This window comes from Pseudomonas sp. NY15374, assembly GCF_048068255.1.
In the GTDB taxonomy this organism is placed as follows: Bacteria; Pseudomonadota; Gammaproteobacteria; order Pseudomonadales; family Pseudomonadaceae; genus Aquipseudomonas; species Aquipseudomonas machongensis.
Map to the genome: position 1 here is coordinate 183,655 of NZ_JBLUPZ010000003.1, position 24,914 is coordinate 208,568.

A 24,914-nucleotide genomic window follows, 5' to 3' on the forward strand; every position below is an offset into this window, starting at 1 on the left:
CAACATTCGTAAGCGACGGAATTAATTTAAAAAATTTTCAAAAAGTCGTTGACGCAAGGTCTGAAAACCTTTTTAATTCGCCCCGTCGCCCAGATAGCTCAGTCGGTAGAGCAGAGGATTGAAAATCCTCGTGTCGGCGGTTCGACTCCGTCTCTGGGCACCACCATTAAGCATCGGGTGGTTGCAAAGTTACCCGAAGCGACACAAGAAACCCGCCTAGTGCGGGTTTTTTGTTGCCTGCGATTACGCTTCTTCGTCAGTGCAACCATCCATGCCCCTCGCCTGTACCAACCTAATTGCCATTGCGCATTCGCTGGAGCAAGGTGAACGCACGCCAGCCAACCCGTAAATCGACGTCTCTGCGATCAAATTCTGTTTTTTGCAGAACCGGGCCGCTGCGCGGCCCAATCGCGGGACGAGCCCGCTCCCACAGCGTGTACTACCGCGAAGTGGTCTTGCCTCACCGACCATCATTGACCAGCATCAAAACGCCACCAGCCGCACCGCCCTACACTGCGCCATGGACCCCCGATCCCCGAAAGGACCTCCATGAGCGACGATTCCCCCCTCCCCCTTGCCAACCCCGTCGAGGCTGCACCGGCTACGCCACTGCGTACACCGCGCCCTCGCAAGCGCAAACCGCAAGCGTCCATCACCCGGATCAGCCAGCAGCCTACCGCCCTGGAAGTCGCCACCGCCCCTAGAGGCAGTAACGAAGACAGCACCAGCGCGCGCTTGCCGGCCAGCTACCCCTACCGCACGCGCATGCGCCGCCAGGAGTACGAGAAGGCCAAGCACGCGCTGCAGATCGAGCTGCTGAAGGTGCAGAGCTGGGCGAAAGATACCGGCCAGCGCATCGTGGTGCTGTTCGAGGGGCGCGATGCCGCAGGCAAAGGCGGGACCATCAAGCGCTTCATGGAGCACCTGAATCCACGAGGGGCTCGCATCGTAGCGCTGGAGAAGCCGTCCGAGCAGGAAAAGGGCCAGTGGTACTTCCAGCGCTACATCCAGCACCTGCCTACGGCGGGCGAAATGGTGTTCTTCGACCGCTCCTGGTACAACCGCGCCGGGGTCGAGCGGGTCATGGACTTCTGTTCACCGCTGCAGTACCTGGAGTTCATGCGCCAGGCGCCTGACCTTGAGCGGATGCTGTGCAACAGCGGCATCCTGCTGTTCAAGTACTGGTTCTCGGTGAATCGCGAAGAACAGCTGCGCCGCTTCATCTCCCGGCGGGACGACCCACTCAAGCACTGGAAGCTGTCGCCAATCGACATCAAGTCACTGGACAAGTGGGACGACTACACCGCCGCCAAGGAGGCGATGTTTTTCCACACCGACACCGCCGATGCGCCTTGGACAGTGATCAAGTCCGACGACAAGAAGCGCGCCCGGCTCAACTGCATCCGGCACTTCCTCCACTCGCTGGATTACCCGGGCAAGGATCACAGCGTCGCCCACGCGCCAGATCCACTGCTGGTGGGTCGTGCCGCTCGCGGGTTCGAGGAAGAGGACGCTGCCGAGCTGGCCAGCTGAAACAAAAACGCCACCGTCGATACGGTGGCGTTTTCGTTATGCGATGCCTTGCCTTCAGTGCCAGACAGCAACCAGAGCCTCGAGCTCCGCTTCACTGAGCAGGCCTTGAGGATAACGACCATCCAGAAGGCGGCGCGTATCGGTCTTCCTGACCCGGATGTTTCCATGGTGCTTCAACCATTGCGCCAGCACCTTGAGCGATTCGTGATTGATCGCCATTGGAGACAAAGCCGACTCACTTGTTGCATTCATTCGACACGTACTCCCTGGGGCCGTGAGCGGCTAAATTACTGTGGGATTGTTACAGAACAGCGTGGACCGCCGACCCGAAACACCCCAGGGAAATGCAATACAAGAGCTGTGCCAGCGCGTGGATAAATCGTTTGCGCGTAGCAAAAGGGCCTGTCATTCGACAGGCCCTTTCAGTGTTCGGCGATCAGCGCTTGACCGGTGCCGGTTGCTGCTGGGTGAGGCAGTGGATGTTGCCGCCGCCCAGCAACAGCTCGCGACCCGGGATCATCACCACTTCATGGTCCGGGAAGACCTTGGCCAGAATCGCTCTAGCCTGGGCATCTGCCGGGTCGTCGAAGCTCGGCGCGATGATGCCGCCGTTGACGATCAGGAAGTTCACGTAGGAGCCGGCCAGGCGCACCGACGGGTCACGCTCCTGGCTGCCAGCGACCTGGTCAACGCCGGCGCATTCTTCCTCGGTGGCGAACAGCGGCCCAGGAATGGGCATCTTGTGCACCACGAACTCGCGCCCCTTGGCATCGCGGGTGTTTTTCAGCACCTCGTAGGCAGCCTGGCAGCGCGCATAGTTGGGGTCGTTGGAATCATCGGTCCAGGCCAGTAACACTTCGCCCGGGCTGACGTAACAGCAGAAATTGTCGACGTGGCCGTCGGTTTCATCGTTGTACAGGCCTTCGGGCAGCCAGACGATGGTCTCGACTGCCAGATGTTCGCGCAGCACGTCTTCGATCTGCTCACGCGTGAGGTGCGGGTTGCGGTTGCGATTGAGCAGGCACTCTTCGGTGGTGATCAGGGTGCCTTCGCCGTCCACGTGGATCGAACCGCCCTCGAGTACGAAACCTTCAGTGTGGTAGCGCTGGCAGCGCTCCATCTCCATGACCTTGGCGGCCAGTTCTTCGTCACGGTTCCAGGGCGCATACAGGCCGCCATCGAAACCGCCCCAGGCATTGAAGCCCCAATCCACGCCACGCACTTCGCCATGATCGTTGATCACGAAGGTCGGGCCGGTGTCGCGGACCCAGGCGTCGTCGTTGCTGATCTCGACCACGCGAATATTGGGCAGGTCGAGCTGGCGGCGGGCATTTTCGTACTGGCCCGCAGATACCGCCACGGTGACCGGCTCGAAGCGGGCAATGGCCTTGGCCAGGGTGACGTGCGCCGCCTGCGCGGGCTTGCCGCCCAGGCGCCAGTTGTCCGGGCGCTCCGGCCAGACCATCCATACCTGGGTTTGCGGGGCCCACTCGGCGGGCATGTGGAAACCGTCGGCGCGGGGAGTCGAGTTCAGGGTCTTCATGAGTAGCCTCTGGATGGCCCGGCAGGCTAGTGCCAGGGTTGATTGTGCGGGTGTCTGTCAGGGCCTCTTCGCGGGCAAGCCCGCTCCCACAGGGGCAGCATCAGTTACCTGTGGGAGCGGGCTTGCCCGCGAAGGGCCAGCGAATACGACCAATCTAACCGATAGATATCGACTTTTAAAGCCTGAAATAAAATCAAAATAGATATTTCAAGAAATTTAATCGATATAAATCGATTTAGATCAACTCAGTTCCGCCAACACACGGTCCACGCAATCGACGAAGTAGTCCACGCTCTGCCGCGTGGTGCACATCGGCGGCTTGATCTTGAGGATGTTCAGGTAGTCTCCCGTGGGCTGCATGAAGATCCCCAGGTCGCGCAGGCGATCGCACAGGACCATGGTCTCCTCGGTGGCCGGTTCCAATGTCTGGCGGTCACGCACCAGTTCCAGCCCCAGGTAGAAGCCCGAGCCGTGGGCAGCACCAGCAAGCGGATGTTTATCGACCAACGCTTGCAAGCGCGCCTTGAAGTGGCGGCCAACATCGCGGGCGTTATCCCACAGCCCTTCGTCGCGCATCACATCCAGCACCGCCATGCCGATGCGGCAGCTCACCGGGCTGCCCCCGGCCGAGGAGAAGAAATAACCCTCGGCCTCGAGCGCTTCGGCAATCTCGCGCCGGGTGATCACCGCACCCAGCGGCTGGCCATTGCCCATGCCCTTGGCCATGGTGATGATGTCCGGCACCACGCCCTGCTCCTCGAAGCCCCAGAAGTACTCGCCCAGGCGGCCGTAGCCAACCTGCACTTCATCGGCGATGCACACGCCGCCGCGCGCCCGCACCTTTGCATAGGCCTCGCGCAGGTAGCCCTGGGGCAGCGAGATACCGCCGGCATTGCCGTACACAGGCTCGCAGATCATCCCTGCCAGCTGGCGGCCACGGGCATCCAGGTCGGCGAGCTTGGCGTCGACATCGCGCAGGTAATCACTGGCACTGTCAGCGCCGCGGTAACGGCCGCGGAACGTATTGGGCGCCTCTACCGGATGCACCCAGTCCGGTCGGGTTTCCAGAGCCTGGGGATTGTCGGCGATCGAGGTGGAGATGGCATCGGTGGCCACCGACCAGCCGTGATAGGCCTCCAGCACGCTGAGCAGGTCACGCCCGCCACTGTAGGCCCAGGCCAGACGGATCGCCAGATCGTTGGCCTCGGTACCGCTGTTGACCAGGAACACCCGGTCGAAGCCTTCCGGCGCTAATTCGAGCAGACGCTCGGAGAACTCGGCGACGGCCGCGTAGTGGAAGCGCGAGTTGGTATTGACCAGCGACCACTGCCGCGCCGATTCAGCGACCATGCGCGGATGCCCATGCCCGAGCACCGCCACGTTGTTGAGCATGTCCAGGTAGGAACGCCCCTGCATGTCGATCAGGTAGTTGCGCCAGCCGCGCTCGATATGCGGCGGCTGGGCGTAGTAGTGCTTCTGCGAGCGGGCGAAGCTGGCATCGCGCCGCGCCAGCAGCGCCTGGGCATCGACCAGCGGCTCGGCATCGCAGTCGAAGCCGAGCAGTGCCGTCGGCGACGGGCAAAGCGCCAGCCAGGCCTGTGCCTGGGACGGTTTGGCGAAGAACGGCGGCGCGATGTTCGGATCCAGGCACAGCTGTACGCTCAGGAAGCCACAGGTCGAACCGAGCAGCTGGCCCTTGCGCACCGATTCGCCATCCTCCGGCGCCTGCTCCAGGCCGCTCAGCCACAGCCCCCAACCGGCGGTGCTCAGACACCCGCGGCCATCCCCCGTGCTCAGCCAGATACCGGTTTGCGGCGCGTGCAACACCGTACCGCCCGGCAGGTTCAGTTCCACACCCAAGGCACAGGTGGCAGGCTCGTCAGGGCGGTCAAAATGGGTTTGCGACAGACGGTACTGCCCATGCAGCGTGGTGGCGGGAGCCGGCTGGGCAAGCAACAGGTGCTGGTCGAATCCAGCCTGCTGCCAGTTTCCAGCCTCGCAGTGCGGGCTCAGCACACCCAGATCGAGCCGACCCACGGTCTGGCCGGCCAGGCTCGGCAGCAGTGCTGCGCAGTCGCCGAGGTCCAGGGTATCCGGGGCAAAGCCCGCGGCCTGCAGGATCGCCGCTTCCATCAGGGCGGCAGGTACCGCAGTGGCGGTATCGAAGATTTCCCACTCATGGGCGATGTTGTCGCGGGTGTACTGGTTGTCCGGATCGACGGTGAGTTGCTGCTCGCTGCTGAGCACCAGCACCGCGGAACGGTTGAGCACCAGCGGCCACAAGGCGCGCAATTCGGCTTCGCTCAGCGGATTGACCGCCTGGTAGGCCGCAACCACCGGCAGGATCCGTAGCGGATCGCCTTCGGCATGATGCAGCAAGGCCGCGCAGGTGACAGAGAGGTCGGCGATACGCCAGGTGTGGGACAGATCGCCGAAGTCGATAACGCCTTGCGCCTGCCACTGACGATGCTCGTCGAGCGCCCAGACCACGTTGTCATCGGTGATGTCCAGATGCACCGCCTGCGTCGGAAGCTGTCCGACCAGCGGCTGCAGACGCGCCCGCGCCTGACTGGCCACACCCTCGACGCGCTCGCGTCGGGCCTCGTCCTTGATGACCGGCAGCAGGTGCTCGATCAACTCCTCGGCATGGCGTGGGTCCCACTGCAGCGTGCGCTCCAGCCCCGGGTGCTCGAAACCGGCCAGGGCCTTGCCGAGTTGTGCACACAGCGTCCCCAGCTCGGCCATCAACCTATCCGGCATGTGCTTCAGACGGGTCAGCGGCTGGCCGTCGATGTATTCGAGCACGCGGCAACGCAGGGCCTGGCCGCCGATCTCCAGGGCCAGCAAGCCCTCGCCACTCAGCGCTGCACGCACCGCCGGCACCGGCAGACCCTGCCCCTGCAGATACGCGAGTGCCGCGTGCTGCGCCTCGAGCTCGACCTGGGCATAGCTGCCATGGCACAGCTTGAAGACGAACCGCCCCTGCTCGCTATCCAGCCGGAAGTTCACGTCCTGCTGGCTACCGAGGGGCACCAGCGCGCCGTGCAGGCCGTAATAGGCCTGCAGGGCATGGCTGGCCTGCACCTCGGAAACCTCGGGACGTGGAAGGCTGGAGCGGTGGATCAGGGTGTGCAACGGCATGGTGCGAACCTCGGCCTCTTTTTTGCTTATATCGCCATTACCACTGCCCGGAAGCAAGGGGGTGAGGCGCAGACTGTCGTTGCCAATCTGCAACGATCATTGCCAAAGCCGCGCCCCAGAAGGCCTGGCCTCGTCCGCTGTCACCAGGAGCTCGATGTCGATGCCCGCTGCACCACTGTTGTTGTCGCCCCTCCCGCACCGGCTCCTTGACGCCGGGGCATCGTCGCGCAGGCTGCGTGCGTCAGAAGTTCGTCACAAACGCGCGGGGGCATACGCATGAAGAAGGTCGCCATCGTGCAGTCGAACTACATCCCCTGGAAAGGTTATTTCGACCTGATCGCCGCCGTGGACGAGTTCATCCTTTACGACGACATGCAATTCACCCGACGTGACTGGCGCAATCGAAACCAAATCAAGACTCCCCAAGGCGTGCAATGGCTGACCGTGCCGGTTCAGGTCAGAGGGCGCTACCACCAGGCGATCCGCGAAACACGCATCGACGGGCACGACTGGGCCGCCAGTCACTGGCGGTCCCTGGAAGCGAACTACAAGCGTGCGCCGTATTTCGACGAAATCAGACAGTGGCTGCGACCGATCTATCTCGAAGAGCAGTTCGACCATCTCAGCCCGCTGAATCGTAGGCTGCTCGAGGCCGTCTGCCGCTATCTGGGCATCGGCACACGCATCAGCCACTCCTGGGACTATCGCCTGGGTGAAGGCAAGAGCGAACGCCTGGTCGACTTGTGTCTGCAAGCCGGTGCGAGCGAATACCTTTCCGGCCCGGCCGCGCGCGACTACCTGGATGAAAGCCTGTTCGCCGCACAGGGCATCACCGTCAGTTGGTTCGACTACAGCGGCTACCCCCAATACCCGCAGCAGTGGGGTGATTTCACCCATGGCGTGACCATCCTCGACCTGCTGTTCAACTGTGGCCCGGACGCACCGCGCTTCATGAAGCACATACGGTCATCGGCTCCTGAATCCACCGCGCCGACGGGCGCAGCACCCGACATGCGAGTCTCCCCATGAGCAATGCACTAGACAGCTACATCGGCGCCTACAGTGATCGTTTCGGCTTCGCTTTCGACAACGACATCATGCTCAACTGGTATCCCCAGCGGATCATGAAGCTATGCCAGGAACATCACTCGATTCTGGAATTGGGCGTCGGCCACGGTTTCTCGACCAACCGCTTCTCGCGATTCTTCGCCTCGCATACGGTGATCGACGGCTCACCCTCGGTCATCGCCCAGTTCCGCGAAAACTACCCCGACAGCCCGGTCGAGATCGTCGAAAGCTATTTCGAGCACTTCGACACCGAGCGGACCTTCGACCTGATCGTGATGGGCTTCATCCTCGAACACGTCGACAACCCGCAGCAGGTCCTGGAGCACTTCCGTCGCTTCCTCGCGCCTGGCGGCCGACTGTTCGCCCTGGTGCCCAATGGCGAGTCGCTGCACCGGCGTATCGGCCACGCGGCAGGCAAGCTCGACGACATGATGAAGCTGGGCCAGGGTGACCTGGAACTGGGCCACCAGCGCACCTACTCGGTCAGCCGCCTGACCGATGAGCTGGAGCAGGCCGGCTATCGCATCGTGCGCAAGGAAGGGGTATTCCTCAAGCCGCTGATGACCTCGCAACTGCAGCCGCTGGGGCTGTCCAACGAGATCATCGAAGGGATGTGCACGGTCGGCATCGACTACCCCGAGCTCTGCTGCGCCCTGATGTTCGAGGCCCAGGTCGAGCCGACATGAGAAGCCTGTTGATCGGCAGCACCTCGGTCATCGGCCAGGCCATCGCCGCCCGGCTTGCCACGCTGGGTGAAGTCAGGACCGCTGGGCGTCGCGAAGCCGACTTCCCGTTCGACCTGGAGCGGTCAGACAACCCGCCCTTCGATGGCGGGCATTTCGATACCGTGGTGGTGGTGGCCGCCGCGTTCGGCGGGACCTCCAGCGAAGCGCTGATCCAGGCCGAACAGGTCAACGCGGTCGGTACCCTGCGCGCTTGCGAGCTTGCTGCGCAAAGCGGCGTCCGACACCTGATCCTGGTGTCTTCGGTGTTCGCAGGCTTTACCTCCGACGACCCTCACTACAACATCTATTCGCTGTCGAAGCGCCATTCCGAGGAGCTTGCACAACTGTTCTGCAAGCAACGCGAAATCGCCCTGACCATCCTGCGTCCCAGCCAGGTCTACGATGCAGCCGGTGCCTGTCGCAAACACCAGGGACTGCTGTACCTCATCGCCGAAACGGCGCGCGCAGGCAAGACGGTGCAGCTGTATGGCAACAACGACGCGCAGCGCAACTACCTGTTTCTGGACGACCTGGCCGAGATCGTGAAACGCGTGGCGCAGCGCACGGTGATCGGTCGCTTCGACTGCGTGCACCCGCACAGCCCCAGGCTGTCTGAGATCGCCGAAGCGGCCTTTGCCGGCTGCGGCCGCAGCGCCGACATCCACTTCCTGCGCGACAAGCCGGACATCGCCGATATGCCGGCCATGCAGGCCGATGCGCAACTGCACCAGGCCATCGACTATTGGCCAGCCACCGACATTCGTACCGGCCTGCAACTGATGCAGGCTCATCAGGAGGCCCAGCAATGACCACGGCAATGGTCACCGGCGTCGGCGCGATAATGGGCTACGGCCTGCTGAAATCGCTGCGCGCCGCCGACCCGACGATCAGGCTGCTGGGCACCGACATCTACGACGATGCGGTCGGCCAGGCCTGGTGCGACCACTTCGAACAGGCCCCGTTGACCGCCGACCCCAGGTATCAGGACTGGCTGCTGCGGATGATCGAGCAGTACCGGGTCGATCTGCTGATTCCCGGTATCGAACAGGATGTGCACTGGCTCGACGAACACCGTGACGCACTGGCTGCCACCGGCTGCCGGATTGTGCTCAACGATGCCCGGCTGATCAGCCTGTCGCGCGACAAATACGCCATGGACCAGGCCCTGCTGGCACATGAAGACGACGCCCGTATCCCCAGCCATCTGACCGGCGACTTTGCCTCGCTTTCGCAGCAGCTCGGCCTGCCGTTCCTGCTCAAGCCACGGCGCAGCTACGCCTCCAAGGGCCTGGTGTGGGTCCGCGAAGCGCGCGATTTCACACCCTGGGCACCCCTTCTCGGGGAGGTGCTGATGGCCCAGCCGATCATCGGCAGCGCCAGCCAGGAGTACACCGTGGCGGTGTTCGGTGACGGCCAGGGCGGCATCTGCGCCGCGATCACCTTCCAGCGCAGCCTGGCCTCTGACGGCTCCACAGCCAAGGCCAAAGTGCGCCACGACGCCAGCCTGGATGCTGTGGTGACGCGCCTGTGCCAGCACTTCAAACCGGTCGGGCCCACCAACCTGCAGTTCCGCCGGGCAGACGACGGCACCTGGAAGCTGCTGGAGATCAATCCACGGATCTCTTCCACCAGTTCCATCCGCACCGCTTTCGGCTACAACGAGGCCGCCATGTGCCTGGCCTGGTATCTCAAGGGCGAAAGGCCCCGGCAACCAGCGCTGCGCGCAGGTTTTGCTGTGCGCTACATCGAGGACTACGTGGTTCATGATCGGGATCATTTCTGACATCCACGGCAATTTCGCCGCACTGTCCACCGTGCTCGCCGAGCTCGATCGGATGGGTGTGGACGAGATCATCTGCCTGGGCGACACCGCCGGTTACTACAGCCAGGTCAACGAGTGCTGCGATATCTTGCGCGCTCGCGGGATCTTCTCGCTGATGGGCAACCACGATGCCTATATCGCGCTCAACCAGCCCTGCCCACGCTCCAACAGCGCCAATGCCTGCCTGGACTACCAGCGCGAGGTGCTCAGCGCCGACAACCGCCGCTGGCTCGAAAGCCTGCCGGAGCGTGCCAGCCTGCACGGCCTGGAGTTGATCCACGGCGGCTGGAACGACCCACTCGATGAATATCTCGAGCCCAGCGAAGCCTATTTCGCTGAACACCCGGGGCGCTTCTTCGCCTCCGGCCACAGCCATGTGCAGTTCCTCTGGCAGGGCCGCGACAAGACCTGGTGCAACCCCGGCTCGGTCGGCCAGCCCCGCGACGGCGACCCTCGAGCGGCCTTCGCCACATGGGACGGCCAACGCTTCGCGCTCTACCGCATCGCCTATGACATCGAGGCCGCGCAACGTGCCATGGCACACGCAGGCTTCACCGACTATTTCTACGAGAACCTTGCCAAGGGCACGCAGATCGGCGGGCGCGTCAGCGCGATCCGCAGCGACCTTCCGCCCGCGAACTCTGCAGGAAACCGCCCATGAGCCTGGAAAAGATCCCCTTCAACCGCCCCTACATGACCGGCAAGGAGTTCCACCACATTGCCGAGGCCAACCTGGGCCAGATGCTTGCCGGTGACGGACCGTTCACAAAGCGCTGCCATGCCTGGCTCGAGGAGCGTACCGGCAGCGGCAAGGCGCTGCTGACCCATTCCTGCACCGCAGCGCTGGAGATGTGCGCGCTGCTGCTCGACATCCAGCCCGGCGATGAAGTGATCATGCCGTCCTACACCTTCGTATCCACCGCCAATGCTTTCGTCCTGCGCGGCGCGGTGCCGGTGTTCGTCGATATCCGCGAAGACACGCTCAACCTCGACGAACGCCTGATCGAAGCTGCCATCACCCCACGCACCAAGGCCATCGCCGTGGTCCACTACGCTGGCGTCGCCTGCGAGATGGACAGCATCCTGGCCATCGCCCACAGGCACGGCCTGAAGGTGGTGGAGGATGCCGCGCAAGGCGTCATGTCCAGCTACAAGGGGCGTGCGCTGGGCAGCATTGGTGATCTGGGAGCGTTCAGCTTCCATGAAACCAAGAACGTCATCAGCGGCGAAGGCGGAGCCCTGCTGGCCAACGATCCGGAGCTGGTGATGCGCGCGGAAATCATCCGCGAGAAGGGTACCGACCGCAGTCGCTTCTTCCGCGGCCAGGTCGACAAGTACACCTGGCAGGAGGTCGGATCGTCGTTCCTGCCCGGCGAGCTGACCGCCGCATTCCTCTGGGCACAGTTGCAGGAAGCTGAAGCGATCACCAACAGCCGCCTGGCTACCTGGGCGCGCTATCACCACGCCCTTGCCGGCCTCGAGGCGGACGGGCTGCTGCGCAGGCCGATCATCCCGCAGGACTGCCAGCACAACGCCCATATGTACTATGTGCTGCTCGCCCCGGGCATTGACCGTCAGGCCGTGTTGCAGAGGATGCGAGACGAAGAGGTGTATGCCGTGTTCCACTATGTGCCACTGCATTCCTCGCCCGCCGGCGAGCGCTACGGACGTGCACATGGCTCGATGCAGCTCACCGACGAACTGTCAGACCGCCTGGTACGCCTGCCGCTGTGGTGCGGCCTGGGCGATGAACGCCAGGACCGGGTGATTTCAGCCTTGAGTACTTCGCTCGCGCGCCGTTGAACCAACGGCTGTTGCGCGCCTGCAGCACAATGCCACCTACCACCAGCAGGATAGTCACACTCCATGCGTATTCTCATTACCGGCGGTGCCGGCTTCATCGGTTCGGCGCTGATCCGCTACTTGATCGGCCATACCGACAACGAAGTGCTGAACCTCGACAAGTTGACCTACGCCGGCAACCTCGAGTCGCTGCGCGGCATCGCCGATAACAGCCGCTATGAGTTCGTCCAGGCCGATATCGTGGATCAGGAGACCGTCAGCGCTGTCCTCGAACGTTTCCAGCCTGATGCGATCATGCACCTGGCCGCCGAGTCGCACGTCGATCGCTCCATCGACGGGCCGGCAGCATTCATCCAGACCAACATCACCGGCACCTATACCTTGCTGGAGGCCACTCGCGCCTGGTGGAGTCGCCAGCCGGAAGAGGCACGCGCCGCGTTCCGCTTTCACCACATCTCCACCGACGAGGTGTACGGCGATCTGCACGGTGCAGACGACCTGTTCCGCGAAACCACGCCCTATGCCCCAAGCTCGCCCTACTCGGCCAGCAAGGCAGCATCCGACCATCTGGTCCGCGCCTGGCATCGTACCTACGGCCTGCCGGTGCTGATCACCAACTGCTCGAACAATTACGGCCCGTATCACTTCCCCGAGAAACTCATCCCGTTGATGATCCTCAACGCCCTCGCCGGCAAGCCACTACCGGTGTACGGCAACGGCCAGCAAGTGCGTGACTGGCTGTTCGTCGAGGACCATGCCCGCGCGCTGCTCAGGGTGGTGACCGCAGGCAAGGTCGGAGAGACCTACAACATCGGCGGGCACAACGAACAGAAGAACCTCGATGTGGTACACGCGCTCTGCAATCTGCTCGAAGAACTCGCGCCCCAGCGGCCCGCCAACATCGTCCACTTCAGTGACCTCATCACCTTCGTCCAGGACCGCCCCGGCCACGACCTGCGCTACGCCATCGACGCGGGCAAGATCGAGCGCGAGCTGGGCTGGGTGCCGGAGGAGACCTTCGAGTCCGGTCTGCGCAAGACCGTGCTGTGGTACCTCGACAACCTGGAATGGTGCCGCCACGTCCAGGATGGCAGCTATCAGGGTGAGCGCCTGGGCAATTCCGACTTCAAGGACCTGATCGCATGACCAAGGGCATCGTCCTCGCCGGAGGCTCCGGTACACGCCTGCACCCCATCACTCTCGGTGTGTCGAAGCAACTGCTGCCGATCTACGACAAACCGATGATCTACTACCCGATCTCGGTATTGATGCTTGCCGGCATCCGCGACATCCTGCTCATCTCCACCCCCCAGGACTTGCCGCAGTACCGCCAGCTGTTCGGCGACGGCAGCCAGTTCGGCATCAACCTCAGCTACGCCGAGCAGCCCTCGCCTGATGGCCTGGCCCAGGCCTTCCTGATTGGCGAAGACTTCATCGGCGACGATTCGGTGTGCCTGATACTCGGCGACAACATCTTCCATGGCCAAGGTTTCAGCGAACAGTTGCTGCGTGCGGTCAACCGCCCCTCCGGTGCGACGGTGTTCGGCTACCTGGTCAAGGATCCGGAGCGCTTCGGCGTGGTCGAGTTCGACGCGCAAGGCAATGCCCTGTCCATCGAGGAAAAGCCGGTCGCGCCGCGCTCCAGCTACGCGGTGACTGGCCTGTATTTCTACGACAACGATGTGGTCGAGATCGCCAAGGGTGTGCGCCCCTCGCCTCGGGGTGAGCTGGAAATCACCGACATCACCAACGCCTACCTGAAGCGCGGCGACTTGAGGGTCGAACGCTTCGGTCGCGGGTTCGCCTGGCTCGATACCGGCACCCACGACAGCCTCCTGGAGGCTTCCCAGTATGTGCAGACCATCGAGCACCGCCAGGGTTTGAAAGTGGCATGCCTGGAAGAAATCGCCTATCAGAAGGGCTGGATCTGCCGGGAAAGGCTGCTGGCCAAGGCCAACGAACTTAAAAAAACCGGCTACGGCCAATACCTGAGCAAACTGGCTGAAGAAACGCCATGAACGTCATCAATACCGCAATCCCCGAAGTCCTCATCATCGAACCCAAGGTATTCGGTGACAGTCGTGGTTTCTTCTTCGAAAGCTTCAATGCCCGCACCTTCGCCGAACGCACCGGCGTCGATGTCGAGTTCGTTCAGGACAATCATTCGCGCTCCCGGCAGGGCGTATTGCGCGGTCTGCATTACCAGTTGCAGAACCCGCAGGGCAAGCTGGTCCGCGTGACCCTGGGCGAGGTGCTGGACGTGGCCGTGGACATCCGCCGCGGCTCACCGACCTTCGGGCGCTGGGTCAGCGCACGCCTGTCCGCCGAGAACCACCGCCAGATGTGGATCCCTGCGGGCTTCGCCCACGGTTTCGTGGTGCTCAGCGAGTCGGCCGATTTCCTTTACAAGACCACCGACTATTACAACCCCGCTGCCGAACGCTGCATTCGCTGGGACGATCCGCAGTTGGCCATCGACTGGCAACTGACGTCGGCACCGCTGCTATCAGCCAAGGACCAGGCCGGGGTGCTGCTTCAGGACGCGGAGCTGTTCCCATGAAGATCCTCGTCTGCGGCCGCAACGGCCAGGTCGCCCAGGCCCTTCAGCAGGCACTGGCCGGGCTTGGCGAGCTGCACCTGCTAGGCCGCGACCAGCTCGACCTGGCTCACCCCGAAGCCGTGCGTGAGCCTCTGCGCCAGCTCGCCCCGGACCTGATCATCAACGCCGCGGCGCACACTGCGGTGGACCAGGCCGAAAGCGAAGCGTCGCTGGCTCACGCGATCAATGCCGAAGGTCCGCGGGTGTTGGCCGAGGAAGCCGCACGCCTGGGTGCGCCGCTGATCCACTACTCCACCGACTACGTGTTCGACGGCAACAAGACAACGCCTTATGTCGAGGATGACCCGGTGCATCCGCTGGGCGTCTACGGCCAGAGCAAGCTCGCAGGCGAGCAGGCGATTGCCGCGGTCGGCGCCGAGCACCTGATTCTGCGTACCAGCTGGGTGTACTCGCTGCATGGGCGCAACTTCCTGCTGACCATGCAGCGCCTGCTACAGGAGCGCCCGCAATTGAAGGTGGTCGACGACCAGATCGGCGCACCGACCTGGGCCGGGACGATCGCCGCCAGTACCCGCGCCTTGATCGAGCGCTGGCAGGCCGGCCAGGCGGGTGCGTGGGGCACTTATCACCTGACAGCCCAGGGCGAAACCTCCTGGTTCGGCTTCGCCCAGGCCATCGCCGAGCAGTTGAAGGCCCGCGACCTGCCCTGCGCCGAACTGCTGCCGATCCCCAGCAGCGAATATCCGACCCCGGCCCGCCGCCCGCTCAACTCTCGTCTGGACTGCTCACGCCTGGCACGTGAATGGCAGGTCAGCCAACCGCATTGGCAGCAAGCGCTGATCGACTGCCTGAAGTAGCGCATAATTGCGCCAGTTCATTCTGGCGCACTTGGCGATGACCTCGACTTCAATCACTTCGCAACGACCCCGCTGGCGCAGCCTGGCCCTGCTGGCCCTGTGCCTGGCTCCGCTGCTGTGGCCGCTGCATCATCTTGCCGAGCGCTACTACCAGGACCAACTGGCCTCGCAGAACCGCCAGACCCTCGACCTCTACGTCGCCAACCTGCTCGGCACCCTGCACCGCTACGAAACCCTGCCACAGATCCTCGGCGATTTGCCGGCCCTGCGTGGCGTGCTGGCCGACCCGTTCAGGCTGGAGGCGGTGACCAACGCCAATCGCCTGTTGCGCGAGATCACCCAGCAGACCGGCGCCGAAGTGATGTACCTGATGGACGTCAGCGGCAATACCCTGGCGGCCTCCAACTGGGACAAGCGCGACAGCTTCGTCGGCCGCAACTTCGCCTTCCGCCCGTACTTCATCGAAGCGATGGAAGGACGGCTGGGCCGCTTCTTCGGCCAGGGCACCACGTCCGCCAAGCGCGGCTACTTCTTCGCAGCCGCGGTGCGTGACGGTGAACGAGTAATCGGCGTGCTGGTGGTCAAGGTCGACCTCGACCACACCGAAACCCTCTGGGGACGCACCCCGGAACAATTGCTGCTGACCGACCAGTACGGCGTGGTGGTGCTCACCTCGCGCCCGGAGTGGCGTTTCCGCGCCACCCGTGTACTGAGCGAAGCAGAACGCAAGGCGATGATCGCAATCCAGCCTTACCCAACCCAGGCCCCGCAACCACTGCGCCTGGAGCCCGAGGCCTGGCTGACCCAGACCCGCGATATCAAGGAGACCGGCTGGCAGGTGAGCATCCTTGCGCCGCGTATCCTGGTCGATCGCTCGGTGCAGACCGTCATGGCCATCGGCGCCGGCACGTTGCTGGTAACCATGCTCCTGGCCGGGCTGGTGATGCAGCGCCGCCGCCACTACATGGACCGTATCGAACTGGAGGCCCGTGGCCGCCAGGAACTGGAAAACCGCGTGGTGGCGCGCACCGCCGACCTCGAATGGCTGAACAACCGCCTGAAGAACGAAGTGCTGGAGCGCGAGCAGGCACAGCAGGAACTGGTACGCGCCCAGGACGAGCTGGTCCAGGCCGGCAAGCTGTCGGTGCTTGGCACCATGTCGGCGAGCATCAGCCACGAACTCAACCAACCGCTGGCGGCGATCCGCAGCTACGCCGAGAACGCCGAGATCCTGCTCGATCACCAGCGCACCGAGGATGCCCGTGGCAACCTCAAGCTGATCGGCGAACTGACCGGGCGCATGGCCTCGATCATCGCCCACCTGCGCGCCTTTGCCCGCCGCGACCGGCATGCCCCGGAAAGCGTGGCCCTGCAACCGGCGCTGGACGATGCCCTGGCATTGCTGGCCAAGCGCCGTCGGGCGATGGCGGTAGAACTGATCCGCGATCTGCCGGACGCCACCCTGTGGGTCCAGGCCGGTGAAACCCGCCTGCGCCAGGTGCTCGGCAACCTGCTGGCCAACGCCCTTGACGCACTCACCGAAAAAGCCAACCCACGCCGCCTCTGGCTGAGTGCCGAGACGCGCGACGACTGCGTCTACCTGTACATTCGCGACAACGGCCCGGGCTTTACCCGGCAAGCGCTGGAGCATGCCAAGGAACCCTTCTTCACCACCAAGACCCGTACCCAGGGTCTTGGCCTGGGCCTGGCGATCTGCGAAAGCCTGATGCGTGCGCTCGGTGGCGAGTTGCTGATGGGCAACCACCCGGAAGGGGGCGCCCTGCTCACCCTGCAACTGCGCATCGCAGCCCCCGGCGCCAACCTGAAACCTTCGGAGGATTCCTCGGCATGACCGAGACACTGATCGACAGTCAAACCCAGGTCATCCTGGTCGATGACGATCCGCACCTGCGCCAGGCCCTGAGCCAGACCCTGGACCTGGCAGGCCTCAAGGTTGCCGCCCTGGCCGACGCCCAGGGCCTGGCCGAGCGCATCGAGCCCGACTGGCCTGGCGTGGTGGTCAGCGATATCCGCATGCCCGGTATCGACGGCCTGCAACTGCTGGAGCAACTGCACACACGGGACAGCGAACTGCCTGTGTTGCTGATCACCGGCCACGGCGATGTGCCGCTGGCAGTCCAGGCGATGCGTGCCGGGGCCTATGACTTCCTGGAAAAACCCTTCGCCAGCGATGCCCTGCTCGACAGCGTGCGCCGGGCCCTGGCACTGCGGCGCCTGGTGCTGGACAACCGCAGCCTGCGCCTGGCCCTGAGCGATCGCCAGCAGTTGTCGACACGGTTGGTCGGCCATTCACCCTTGATGCAGCGCCTGCGCGAACAGATCGGCGCCTTGGCAGGCACCCGTGCCGACGTGCTGATCCTCGGCGAGACCGGCGCTGGCAAGGAGGTGGTCGCGCGTGCCCTGCACGACCTGTCGAGCCGTCGCGACGGCCCGTTCGTGGCCATCAACGCCGGCGCCCTGGCCGAGTCAGTGGTCGAGAGCGAGCTGTTCGGCCATGAGCCCGGCGCCTTCACCGGCGCGCAGAAGCGCCGTATCGGCAAGTTCGAGTTCGCCAACGGTGGCACGCTGTTCCTCGACGAAATCGAGAGCATGAGCCTGGACGTGCAGGTCAAGCTGCTGCGCCTGCTGCAGGAGCGCGTGGTCGAGCGCCTGGGCGGCAACCAACTGATACCGCTGGACATCCGCGTGATCGCCGCGACCAAGGAAGACCTGCGTCAGTCGGCCGATCAAGGGCGTTTCCGCGCCGACCTCTACTACCGCCTGAACGTCGCACCGCTGCGCATCCCGGCGCTGCGCGAACGCGGTGACGACATCCTGGTGCTGTTCCAACACTTCGCCGATGCCGCCAGCCAACGTCACGGCCTGGCACCGCATACCCTGCAACCGGCGCAGCGGGCCATGCTGTTGCGTCACGAATGGCCAGGCAACGTACGCGAGCTGCAGAACGCGGCAGAGCGCTTCGCCCTTGGCCTGGAGCTGGCCCTGGACGGCCAGGCGCCCTCTGCCACCGACAGCGCCGAACCGGCACGTGTCGGCAACCTCAGCGAGCAGGTCGAGCAGTTCGAGCGTTCGCTGATCGCCGCCGAGCTGAACCAGCCGCACAGCTCCATGCGCAGCCTGGCCGAGGCCCTCGGCATCCCGCGTAAAACGTTGCACGACAAGTTGCGCAAGCACGGTCTGAGCTTCGCCGACGGCAACAGCCATGACGATCACGAGGAGCCGCGGCCATGACCACCGACAGTCAGTACCTGCAGGCAGTCCTGCACAGCGATATACCGCTGACACGGGAAATGGGCATGCAAGTCATCGACTGGTGCGAGCAGTGCCTGCGTCTGCAATTGCCGCTGGCGCCCAACGTCAATCACAAGAGCACCATGTTCGGCGGCAGCCTCTACTGCGCCGCCGTACTGGTCGGCTGGGGCTGGCTGCACCTGCGTCTGCGCGAGCTGGGGATCGATGACGGGCATATCGTCATTCAGGAGGGGCAGATCAGCTACCCGTTGCCCGTGACCGGTGTAGCGGTAGCACGCTGTCCGGCACCGGACGAAAAGGCCTGGGAGCGCTTCCTGACGATGTACCAGCGCCGCGGCCGGGCGCGCCTGACCCTGGAGACGGTGGTGAGCAATGCGGGGAGTGAAGAGGCGGCGGTGAGATTCAGCGGGCAGTATGTGCTGCACCGCTGATCAGGCGAGGAGCGAGGCGGCTTCGGTAGTTACTGCCCGATAGCCGCTGCAATGACATTTTGCCGCCAGGGCGCCTTGGCCGGCAGCGCGAGGAAGAACGGATTGAGCAGCGACTCCCGCGCCGGGTAACGGAACGCCTGGCCATCCAGCCCGATCACCTCGCCCCCTGCGCCTTCGACTACCCCCTGCGCCGCCGCGGTATCCCACTGCGAGGTCGGCGCCAGGCGCGGGTAGAAATCGGCAGCGCCCTCGGCCAGCAGGCAGAACTTCAGCGAGCTGCCGATATTGGCCAGTTCCAACGCGCCAACCTCGGCACCGAGCCCAGCCAGCAAGGCTTCCTGCTCGGGGCTGGTATGGCGGCGGCTGGCAACCACGGTGAAACGGCCATCGGCAGGTGGCGCGTTGCGCACGTGAATCGGCTGAGGCTCTGCCTGTAGCTCTGCACGCCATGCACCCAGATCACGACCACCGAAGTAACAGCGGCCACTGGTCGGCATCGACACCACGCCAAACACCACCTCGCCGCGCTCGATCAGGGCAATGTTGACGGTGAATTCCTCGCTGCCGGCGATGAACTCCTTGGTGCCATCCAGCGGATCGACCAGCCACCAACGCGACCAACCCTCGCGGGTGGCCAGCGGGATGTTGCAGTCTTCCTCGGACAACACCGGAATCTGCGGTGCCAGCACCTGCAGGCCGTCGGCGATGATCCGGTGGGCGGCCAGGTCGGCAGCCGTCACCGGCGACTCATCGGCCTTGTTGGTGACTGCGACGCCAGAGCGCCAGAACGGCAGGATCGCCTCGCCCGCCAGTTGCGCCAGTTTCACCACTTCGTGCATCAGTTGCAGGTCGTTCATGCGCTCAGCAGCCCCCGCTGGATCAGCAGGTCACGGGCCAGGTACAACGCTGCCAGCGCTCGCCCTTCGCTGAATTGCGGGTGCATGGCCAGGGCCGATAGTTCGCGCAGGTTGACCTTGTCGACGCGCATCGGCTCGGGCTCATCGCCTTCCAGGCGCTCTTCGTAAAGGTCGCTGGCCAGCACCACCTGGATCTTCTGGCTCATGTAGCCGGGCGACAGCGACAGCTCGGTGAGGTGCTCCAGTTGCCGTGCGCCGAAACCGGCTTCTTCCTTGAGCTCACGATCAGCGGCGGCCAGTACGTCCTCGCCCGGCTCGATCAGGCCCTTGGGCAGCGACAGCTCGTATTCGTCGGTGCCGCCGCAGTACTCCTCGACCAGCACCGCATGCTCGGCGTCGAGCATGGCCACGATCATCACCGCCCCATAACCGTTGCCTCGACCGACCAGGCGCTCGTAGGTGCGCTCGTTGCCATTGGAGAAGCGCAACTGCACCGCTTCGACCCGGAACAGGCGGCTGCTGGCGACGATCTCGCGACTGAGGACAGTGGGTTTCTGGCGCATGGGTGCGGCTCCTTGGCGTGAACGGGTTACTATACCGTGGCTTGCCGACCGATCGAGAATTTCCAATGCCTGTTCTGCCCTGGTCCGCCATCGATACCGTCCTGCTGGACATGGACGGCACCCTGCTCGACCTGCACTACGACAACCGCTTCTGGCTCGAACACCTGCCCCAGCGCTACGCCGAGCTGCATGGCGTAAGCCGCGCGATGGCCGAGCTGGAGCTGCGACCGCTGTTCGAGCGCCATGCTGGCACCCTGAACTGGTATTGCCTGGACTTCTGGAGCCGCGAACTGCGCCTGCCGATCCGCGAACTCAAGCGCGAGATCGCCGACCTGATTGCCCTGCGTCCGGACGCCGACACCTTTCTTGCCGCCATCGGCAAGGCTGGCAAGCGCGTGGTGATGATCACCAACGCCCACCGCGACTCACTGTCGCTGAAGCTCGAGAAGGTGCAGCTTGCGCCGTATTTCGAACGGCTGATCAGCTCGCACGACTACGGCTACCCGAAAGAGAGCCCGCAGTTCTGGGATGCCCTGCGCGCCGATATCGGCTTCGAGCCCGCGCGCAGCCTGTTCATCGACGACACCCTGGCGATCCTGCGCAGTGCGCAGCGGTTCGGGGTGAGGCATCTGCTGGCAGTGCGCCAGCCCGATAGCCGGGCGGATGTGCGCGATACGCAGGAATTTGCGGCGGTCGAGGATTACCGGGAGTTGTTGCTGGGGCTTTGAGGGCCTCATCGCGGGACAAGCCCGCGATGAGCGCAACACCGATCCTCAGTCTGGAATGCGCAGCACCTGCCCGGGATAGATCTTGTCCGGATGTGACAACAACGGCTTGTTGGCCTCGAAGATCTTCTGGTATTTGCTGGCATCGCCATACTCGGCCTTGGCGATCGCACTCAGGGTGTCGCCCTTCTTCACCGTGACGAACCGGGCCGCCTGCGCCACCGGCCCGGTAACGGTGATCTGGTCATCCACCGATGCCACCCCGGCAATGTTGCCCGCCGCCAGGATGATCTTCTCCTTCTCCTCCTGACTCGCCACCTCGCCCTTGAGGATGACCTTGTCACCCTCTACGGTGGCCGAAATGTTCGGATTGCCCAGGCCCACGCTCTCCACGTGCTTCTTCAACTGTTCCTCGGCATTGGCATTGCCGGGGGTCAGCAGATCGATCAACTTCTCGCCGGCTTCCTTCACGAAACTGAACAGACTCATGACGCGCTCCTTGTTGATGATTCCTCGGAACCTGAGAGTCTAGGCCAGGAATTCCCGCCACGCTCCACTGCGACCAATCGACGCGGTCTATCACGGCATCGACCTTAGCGATTAGACGCGGCGCGCCCACAAGCCTAGGCTTGTGCAAGTAAAAAGCCGCCGGTGATCCGCCCCGATGAACAGCAAGCCCCCGGTCTGCGCGGCATCAACGCCCCTGTCACTGCCTGCCGCCAGCAACACCTACGACTATGTACAGCTCTCCGACCAGGCGAGCGACAGCACGCCCCTGGCCGAAGAAGTCGCCCTGGCGATCGTCTACAACGGCCTCAACCAGGCGGTGATGCTGGTCAGCCCGACCGATCTGGAAGACTTCGCCGTTGGCTTCAGCATTGGCAGCGGCATCGTTTCCAGCACTGAAGACATCTACGACCTGAAGCTCTCCGGCAGCGGTTCGGCGCTGTATGCCGACCTCGAGATCTCCAGCCGTGCGTTCTGGAACCTCAAGGACCAGCGCCGCCAGTTGGCCGGTACCAGCGGCTGCGGCCTGTGTGGCGTCGAGGCCCTGGAGCAGGCGTTGCCCGAACTCGAGGCTCTGCCCGGCGCGCCTCTGCCGCCGGTGGAATGGCTCAAGGACCTGCGCCAGCGCATCGACGCCTTCCAGCCCCTGGGCCAGCACTGCGGCGCTGTTCATGCGGCGCTGTTCATGGACCGCCACGGCGAACTGCTGCTGGGCCGCGAAGACATCGGCCGGCACAACGCCCTCGACAAGCTGATCGGTGCCCTGCTGCGTCAGCGCATCGACACCCACGGTGGCCTGGCCATCGTCACCAGCCGCTGCAGCCTGGAGCTGATCCAGAAAGTCCTGCGTGCCGGCATCCAGACCCTGGTCAGCCTGTCGGCACCGACCGGCCTTGCCCTGCAATGGGCACGCAAGCACAACCTCAACCTCATCCATCTGCCCAAACACAGTGCACCGCGGGTATTCAGCCCAGCGGCGGAGTCGTAAAAGCCGTGACCTCCTTCGAGAAACTTCCAGACAACGCCCCCGCTTCCACCCCACGCTACAAGCCCTACCACGGCCCGGCCGGCGGCTGGGGCGCACTGCGCAGCGTGGCCAAGGCCTGGGTCGGCAGCGACAACGCGCTGAAGAACCTGCGTGCACTCCTCAAGACCAACCAGAACGGCGGCTTCGACTGCCCTGGCTGCGCCTGGGGCGACTCGCCCGAGAGCGGCATGGTCAAGTTCTGCGAGAACGGCGCCAAGGCCGTCAACTGGGAGGCCACCAAGCGTCGCGTCGACGCTGCCTTCTTCGCTCGCTACAGCGTCAGTGCGCTGCTCGAGCAGAGCGACTACTGGCTCGAGTACCAGGGCCGCCTGACCGAGCCGATGGTCTATGACCCGGCCAGCGACCGTTACCAGCCGATTGCCTGGGATGCAGCCTTCGAGCTGATCGCCAGCCACCTCAAGGCGCTGGAGTCACCAGACCAGGCCGAGTTCTATACCTCCGGGCGGGCCAGCAACGAGGCGGCGTACCTGTACCAACTGTTCGTGCGCGCCTTCGGCACCAACAACTTCCCTGACTGCTCGAACATGTGCCACGAGGCCAGCGGCGTGGCCCTGGGGCAAAGCGTCGGCGTCGGCAAGGGTACCGTCACCTACGACGACTTCGAACATGCCGACGCGATCTTCGTCCTGGGCCAGAACCCCGGCACCAACCATCCACGCATGCTCGACCCGCTGCGCGATGCCGTGAAGCGCGGCGCCCAGGTGGTCTGCGTCAACCCGCTCAAGGAGCGCGGCCTGGAACGCTTCCAGCACCCACAACATCCACTGGAGATGTTGCTCAACAGCGACCGGCCGACCAATACCGCATTCTTCCGCCCGGCACTGGGTGGCGACATGGCGTTGCTGCGCGGCATGGCCAAGTTCCTGCTGCAGTGGGAGCGTGAGGCTCAAGACAAGGGCGAACCCGCGATCTTCGATCATGTGTTCATCGCCGAGCACGGCCAGGGCGTGAACGAGTACCTGGCGGTGGTCGATGCCACGCCGTGGGAGCAGATCGTCGAACAGTCAGGCCTGACCCTCGACGATATCGAGTTGTCGGCACGCATGTACTGCAAAGGCAAACGCGTGATCATGTGCTGGGCGATGGGGATCACCCAGCACCGCCACTCGGTGCCGACCATCCAGGAAATCGTCAACCTGATGCTGCTGCGCGGCAACATCGGTGTGCCTGGCGCCGGCCTGTGCCCGGTACGCGGCCACAGCAACGTACAGGGCGACCGCACCATGGGCATCAACGAGCGCCCGCCGGTAGCCCTGCTCGATGCCATCGAGAAGCGCTTCGGCTTCCCGGTGCCACGCAGCAATGGTCACAACACGGTCGAGGCGATCCACGCCATGCTCGAAGGCCGGGCCAAGGTGTTCATCGGATTGGGCGGCAACTTCGCCCAGGCCACCCCGGATACCGAGCGCACCGCCCAGGCCCTGCGCAACTGTGCGCTGACCGTGCACATCAGCACCAAGCTCAACCGCAGCCACCTGATCCATGGCCAGCAGGCATTGATCCTGCCGTGCCTGGGCCGCACCGATATCGACCTGCAGGCCGAAGGCCCGCAGGCGGTCACGGTGGAAGACTCGTTCAGCATGGTGCACGCCTCCAACGGCCAGTTGCGCGCGCTGTCCAAGCAGATGCGCTCGGAACCTGCGGTGGTCGCAGGCATCGCCGCCGCCACCCTGGGCAACCATCCTGTGGACTGGAACTGGGTAGTGGCCGACTACGATCGGATCCGCGACCTGATCGCCGATACCATCCCCGGTTTTGCCGACTTCAACCAGCGCCTGAACCTGCCGGGTGGTTTCTACCTGGGCAACAGCGCAGGCAGCCGCCAGTGGAAGACCGCGAGCGGCCGCGCCAACTTCAAGCCCAACCTGCTGCCCGACACCCTGCTCGACGAACGCGTGCGCGCCAGCGGCCAGGTGCCTGACCTGATCATGCAGTCGATGCGTTCGCACGATCAGTACAACACCACCATCTATGGCCTGGACGACCGCTACCGCGGCGTGCGCGGCCAGCGCGAGGTGCTGTTCGCCAACGAAGCCGACATCATTCGCCTGGGCTTCCAGCCAGGGCAGAAGGTCGACATCGTGTCGTTGTGGGGCGATGAGCATGTGCGTCGAGTGGAGGGTTTCACCCTGCTGGCTTTCGACATTCCGGCGGGGCAGGCAGCCGCCTACTACCCCGAGGTGAATCCGCTGGTTCCGCTGGAGAGCATCGGCGATGGCAGCCACACGCCAACCTCGAAGTTCATCGCCATCAAGCTCGAGGCGGCGCGCGGGAACGGGCGTATCATCTGAAAGGCGCGGGCCGTCCCGCGCTGACGGCCGACCAGAAAACAAAAAGCCCCGGCGTAGTAACCGGGGCTTTTTGTTGTCTCAAGTAACCTGAGACCGACAAAAACGAATAAAGTTTCATAGCCAAATCAGCAAGTTAGGAAATTGTGTACAACTCGTGCTACTCGTCG

23 protein-coding genes and 1 tRNA gene are annotated in these 24,914 nt (G+C 64.0%); 18 read left to right on the forward strand and 6 right to left on the reverse strand.

What is annotated here, in order from left to right:
• Nucleotides 1–87 precede the first annotated feature (87 nt).
• A tRNA-Phe gene (locus ACNFHO_RS08740) sits at nucleotides 88–163 on the forward strand.
• A 386-nt stretch (nucleotides 164–549) separates the two neighbouring features.
• Nucleotides 550–1,533 (forward strand): polyphosphate kinase 2, encoded by a 984-nt coding sequence (gene ppk2 / locus ACNFHO_RS08745; RefSeq protein ID WP_416765984.1) that lies wholly within the window; start codon nucleotides 550–552, stop codon nucleotides 1,531–1,533.
• A gap of 54 nt (nucleotides 1,534–1,587) precedes the next feature.
• On the opposite strand, the gene ACNFHO_RS08750 is transcribed toward ppk2, so the two are convergent.
• The 3 genes from ACNFHO_RS08750 to ACNFHO_RS08760 form a co-directional block, all read right to left on the reverse strand.
• On the reverse strand, nucleotides 1,588–1,785 hold the full coding sequence (locus ACNFHO_RS08750) for a hypothetical protein (protein ID WP_054891701.1): 198 nt from the start codon (nucleotides 1,783–1,785) through the stop codon (nucleotides 1,588–1,590).
• 184 nt (nucleotides 1,786–1,969) lie between these two features.
• Nucleotides 1,970–3,076, reverse strand: a complete 1,107-nt coding sequence (gene aguA, locus ACNFHO_RS08755) for an agmatine deiminase (protein WP_063542260.1) — start codon at nucleotides 3,074–3,076, stop codon at nucleotides 1,970–1,972.
• A gap of 240 nt (nucleotides 3,077–3,316) precedes the next feature.
• Nucleotides 3,317–6,217, reverse strand: coding sequence for an aminotransferase (locus ACNFHO_RS08760; protein ID WP_372821695.1), 2,901 nt, complete (start codon nucleotides 6,215–6,217; stop codon nucleotides 3,317–3,319).
• A gap of 276 nt (nucleotides 6,218–6,493) precedes the next feature.
• On the opposite strand from ACNFHO_RS08760, the gene ACNFHO_RS08765 reads away from it, so the two are divergent.
• The 13 genes from ACNFHO_RS08765 to ACNFHO_RS08825 all read left to right on the forward strand — a co-directional run bounded on the left by ACNFHO_RS08765 (nucleotide 6,494) and on the right by ACNFHO_RS08825 (nucleotide 18,756).
• The gene (locus ACNFHO_RS08765; RefSeq protein WP_054891699.1) at nucleotides 6,494–7,246 is read left to right on the forward strand and encodes a WbqC family protein; all 753 of its coding nucleotides are present in this window, start codon (nucleotides 6,494–6,496) and stop codon (nucleotides 7,244–7,246) included.
• Nucleotides 7,243–7,971, forward strand: coding sequence for a class I SAM-dependent methyltransferase (locus ACNFHO_RS08770; protein ID WP_054891698.1), 729 nt, complete (start codon nucleotides 7,243–7,245; stop codon nucleotides 7,969–7,971). The genes ACNFHO_RS08765 and ACNFHO_RS08770 overlap by 4 nt, the downstream gene beginning before the upstream one ends.
• On the forward strand, nucleotides 7,968–8,819 hold the full coding sequence (locus ACNFHO_RS08775) for an NAD-dependent epimerase/dehydratase family protein (RefSeq protein ID WP_416765987.1): 852 nt from the start codon (nucleotides 7,968–7,970) through the stop codon (nucleotides 8,817–8,819). The genes ACNFHO_RS08770 and ACNFHO_RS08775 overlap by 4 nt, the downstream gene beginning before the upstream one ends.
• Complete coding sequence (locus ACNFHO_RS08780; RefSeq protein WP_112897132.1) at nucleotides 8,816–9,793, forward strand: ATP-grasp domain-containing protein; 978 nt, start codon at nucleotides 8,816–8,818, stop codon at nucleotides 9,791–9,793. Before ACNFHO_RS08775 ends, ACNFHO_RS08780 begins: the two co-directional genes overlap by 4 nt.
• Nucleotides 9,774–10,493 (forward strand): metallophosphoesterase family protein, encoded by a 720-nt coding sequence (locus ACNFHO_RS08785; RefSeq protein WP_414154633.1) that lies wholly within the window; start codon nucleotides 9,774–9,776, stop codon nucleotides 10,491–10,493. Before ACNFHO_RS08780 ends, ACNFHO_RS08785 begins: the two co-directional genes overlap by 20 nt.
• Nucleotides 10,490–11,635, forward strand: coding sequence for a dTDP-4-amino-4,6-dideoxygalactose transaminase (rffA, locus tag ACNFHO_RS08790; RefSeq protein WP_414154632.1), 1,146 nt, complete (start codon nucleotides 10,490–10,492; stop codon nucleotides 11,633–11,635). The genes ACNFHO_RS08785 and rffA overlap by 4 nt, the downstream gene beginning before the upstream one ends.
• Before the next feature lie 63 nt (nucleotides 11,636–11,698).
• On the forward strand, nucleotides 11,699–12,781 hold the full coding sequence (gene rfbB, locus ACNFHO_RS08795) for a dTDP-glucose 4,6-dehydratase (RefSeq protein ID WP_416765989.1): 1,083 nt from the start codon (nucleotides 11,699–11,701) through the stop codon (nucleotides 12,779–12,781).
• On the forward strand, nucleotides 12,778–13,653 hold the full coding sequence (gene rfbA / locus ACNFHO_RS08800; protein ID WP_125930980.1) for a glucose-1-phosphate thymidylyltransferase RfbA: 876 nt from the start codon (nucleotides 12,778–12,780) through the stop codon (nucleotides 13,651–13,653). The genes rfbB and rfbA overlap by 4 nt, the downstream gene beginning before the upstream one ends.
• On the forward strand, nucleotides 13,650–14,195 hold the full coding sequence (rfbC, locus tag ACNFHO_RS08805) for a dTDP-4-dehydrorhamnose 3,5-epimerase (protein ID WP_416765990.1): 546 nt from the start codon (nucleotides 13,650–13,652) through the stop codon (nucleotides 14,193–14,195). The genes rfbA and rfbC overlap by 4 nt, the downstream gene beginning before the upstream one ends.
• On the forward strand, nucleotides 14,192–15,052 hold the full coding sequence (gene rfbD, locus ACNFHO_RS08810; protein WP_200603114.1) for a dTDP-4-dehydrorhamnose reductase: 861 nt from the start codon (nucleotides 14,192–14,194) through the stop codon (nucleotides 15,050–15,052). The genes rfbC and rfbD overlap by 4 nt, the downstream gene beginning before the upstream one ends.
• Before the next feature lie 37 nt (nucleotides 15,053–15,089).
• Nucleotides 15,090–16,904 carry a sensor histidine kinase gene (locus ACNFHO_RS08815; RefSeq protein ID WP_416765992.1) on the forward strand — a complete coding sequence of 605 codons (1,815 nt, stop codon included), beginning with the start codon at nucleotides 15,090–15,092 and terminating at the stop codon, nucleotides 16,902–16,904.
• Nucleotides 16,901–18,304 (forward strand): sigma-54-dependent transcriptional regulator, encoded by a 1,404-nt coding sequence (locus tag ACNFHO_RS08820; protein ID WP_063542244.1) that lies wholly within the window; start codon nucleotides 16,901–16,903, stop codon nucleotides 18,302–18,304. Before ACNFHO_RS08815 ends, ACNFHO_RS08820 begins: the two co-directional genes overlap by 4 nt.
• Nucleotides 18,301–18,756, forward strand: coding sequence for a YiiD C-terminal domain-containing protein (locus ACNFHO_RS08825; protein WP_416765995.1), 456 nt, complete (start codon nucleotides 18,301–18,303; stop codon nucleotides 18,754–18,756). The genes ACNFHO_RS08820 and ACNFHO_RS08825 overlap by 4 nt, the downstream gene beginning before the upstream one ends.
• Before the next feature lie 29 nt (nucleotides 18,757–18,785).
• On the opposite strand, the gene cysQ is transcribed toward ACNFHO_RS08825, so the two are convergent.
• Together cysQ and nudE are read right to left on the reverse strand one after the other, a co-directional pair.
• Nucleotides 18,786–19,613 carry a 3'(2'),5'-bisphosphate nucleotidase CysQ gene (cysQ, locus tag ACNFHO_RS08830; protein ID WP_063542240.1) on the reverse strand — a complete coding sequence of 276 codons (828 nt, stop codon included), beginning with the start codon at nucleotides 19,611–19,613 and terminating at the stop codon, nucleotides 18,786–18,788.
• Nucleotides 19,610–20,176 (reverse strand): ADP compounds hydrolase NudE, encoded by a 567-nt coding sequence (gene nudE / locus ACNFHO_RS08835; RefSeq protein ID WP_054891688.1) that lies wholly within the window; start codon nucleotides 20,174–20,176, stop codon nucleotides 19,610–19,612. Before nudE ends, cysQ begins: the two co-directional genes overlap by 4 nt.
• Before the next feature lie 65 nt (nucleotides 20,177–20,241).
• Between nudE and yrfG the strand changes: the two genes are divergently transcribed.
• Entirely contained in the window at nucleotides 20,242–20,904 is a 663-nt protein-coding gene (gene yrfG / locus ACNFHO_RS08840; RefSeq protein WP_054891687.1) for a GMP/IMP nucleotidase, read from the forward strand.
• A 45-nt stretch (nucleotides 20,905–20,949) separates the two neighbouring features.
• Here the strand turns inward: yrfG and lysM are convergent, their stop codons facing one another.
• A complete protein-coding gene (gene lysM, locus ACNFHO_RS08845; RefSeq protein ID WP_054891686.1) occupies nucleotides 20,950–21,390 on the reverse strand; it encodes a peptidoglycan-binding protein LysM in 441 nt (146 codons plus the stop codon).
• A 175-nt stretch (nucleotides 21,391–21,565) separates the two neighbouring features.
• Between lysM and fdhD the strand changes: the two genes are divergently transcribed.
• Nucleotides 21,566–22,396, forward strand: coding sequence for a formate dehydrogenase accessory sulfurtransferase FdhD (gene fdhD, locus ACNFHO_RS08850; RefSeq protein WP_151925511.1), 831 nt, complete (start codon nucleotides 21,566–21,568; stop codon nucleotides 22,394–22,396).
• 5 nt (nucleotides 22,397–22,401) lie between these two features.
• Nucleotides 22,402–24,747: an FdhF/YdeP family oxidoreductase gene (locus tag ACNFHO_RS08855; RefSeq protein WP_416765999.1), complete on the forward strand. Its 2,346-nt coding sequence runs from the start codon at nucleotides 22,402–22,404 to the stop codon at nucleotides 24,745–24,747.
• The last annotated feature ends 167 nt before the right edge of the window (nucleotides 24,748–24,914 follow it).

Bases quoted from the DNA above. Each gene is read 5' to 3' on its own strand.
- ppk2 (WP_416765984.1), top strand. From the start codon at position 550: ATGAGCGACGATTCCCCCCTCCCCCTTGCCAACCCCGTCGAGGCTGCA.
- ACNFHO_RS08750 (WP_054891701.1), bottom strand. From the start codon at position 1,785: ATGAATGCAACAAGTGAGTCGGCTTTGTCTCCAATGGCGATCAATCAC.
- aguA (WP_063542260.1), bottom strand. From the start codon at position 3,076: ATGAAGACCCTGAACTCGACTCCCCGCGCCGACGGTTTCCACATGCCC.
- ACNFHO_RS08760 (WP_372821695.1), bottom strand. From the start codon at position 6,217: ATGCCGTTGCACACCCTGATCCACCGCTCCAGCCTTCCACGTCCCGAG.
- ACNFHO_RS08765 (WP_054891699.1), top strand. From the start codon at position 6,494: ATGAAGAAGGTCGCCATCGTGCAGTCGAACTACATCCCCTGGAAAGGT.
- ACNFHO_RS08770 (WP_054891698.1), top strand. From the start codon at position 7,243: ATGAGCAATGCACTAGACAGCTACATCGGCGCCTACAGTGATCGTTTC.
- ACNFHO_RS08775 (WP_416765987.1), top strand. From the start codon at position 7,968: ATGAGAAGCCTGTTGATCGGCAGCACCTCGGTCATCGGCCAGGCCATC.
- ACNFHO_RS08780 (WP_112897132.1), top strand. From the start codon at position 8,816: ATGACCACGGCAATGGTCACCGGCGTCGGCGCGATAATGGGCTACGGC.
- ACNFHO_RS08785 (WP_414154633.1), top strand. From the start codon at position 9,774: ATGATCGGGATCATTTCTGACATCCACGGCAATTTCGCCGCACTGTCC.
- rffA (WP_414154632.1), top strand. From the start codon at position 10,490: ATGAGCCTGGAAAAGATCCCCTTCAACCGCCCCTACATGACCGGCAAG.
- rfbB (WP_416765989.1), top strand. From the start codon at position 11,699: ATGCGTATTCTCATTACCGGCGGTGCCGGCTTCATCGGTTCGGCGCTG.
- rfbA (WP_125930980.1), top strand. From the start codon at position 12,778: ATGACCAAGGGCATCGTCCTCGCCGGAGGCTCCGGTACACGCCTGCAC.
- rfbC (WP_416765990.1), top strand. From the start codon at position 13,650: ATGAACGTCATCAATACCGCAATCCCCGAAGTCCTCATCATCGAACCC.
- rfbD (WP_200603114.1), top strand. From the start codon at position 14,192: ATGAAGATCCTCGTCTGCGGCCGCAACGGCCAGGTCGCCCAGGCCCTT.
- ACNFHO_RS08815 (WP_416765992.1), top strand. From the start codon at position 15,090: ATGACCTCGACTTCAATCACTTCGCAACGACCCCGCTGGCGCAGCCTG.
- ACNFHO_RS08820 (WP_063542244.1), top strand. From the start codon at position 16,901: ATGACCGAGACACTGATCGACAGTCAAACCCAGGTCATCCTGGTCGAT.
- ACNFHO_RS08825 (WP_416765995.1), top strand. From the start codon at position 18,301: ATGACCACCGACAGTCAGTACCTGCAGGCAGTCCTGCACAGCGATATA.
- cysQ (WP_063542240.1), bottom strand. From the start codon at position 19,613: ATGAACGACCTGCAACTGATGCACGAAGTGGTGAAACTGGCGCAACTG.
- nudE (WP_054891688.1), bottom strand. From the start codon at position 20,176: ATGCGCCAGAAACCCACTGTCCTCAGTCGCGAGATCGTCGCCAGCAGC.
- yrfG (WP_054891687.1), top strand. From the start codon at position 20,242: ATGCCTGTTCTGCCCTGGTCCGCCATCGATACCGTCCTGCTGGACATG.
- lysM (WP_054891686.1), bottom strand. From the start codon at position 21,390: ATGAGTCTGTTCAGTTTCGTGAAGGAAGCCGGCGAGAAGTTGATCGAT.
- fdhD (WP_151925511.1), top strand. From the start codon at position 21,566: ATGAACAGCAAGCCCCCGGTCTGCGCGGCATCAACGCCCCTGTCACTG.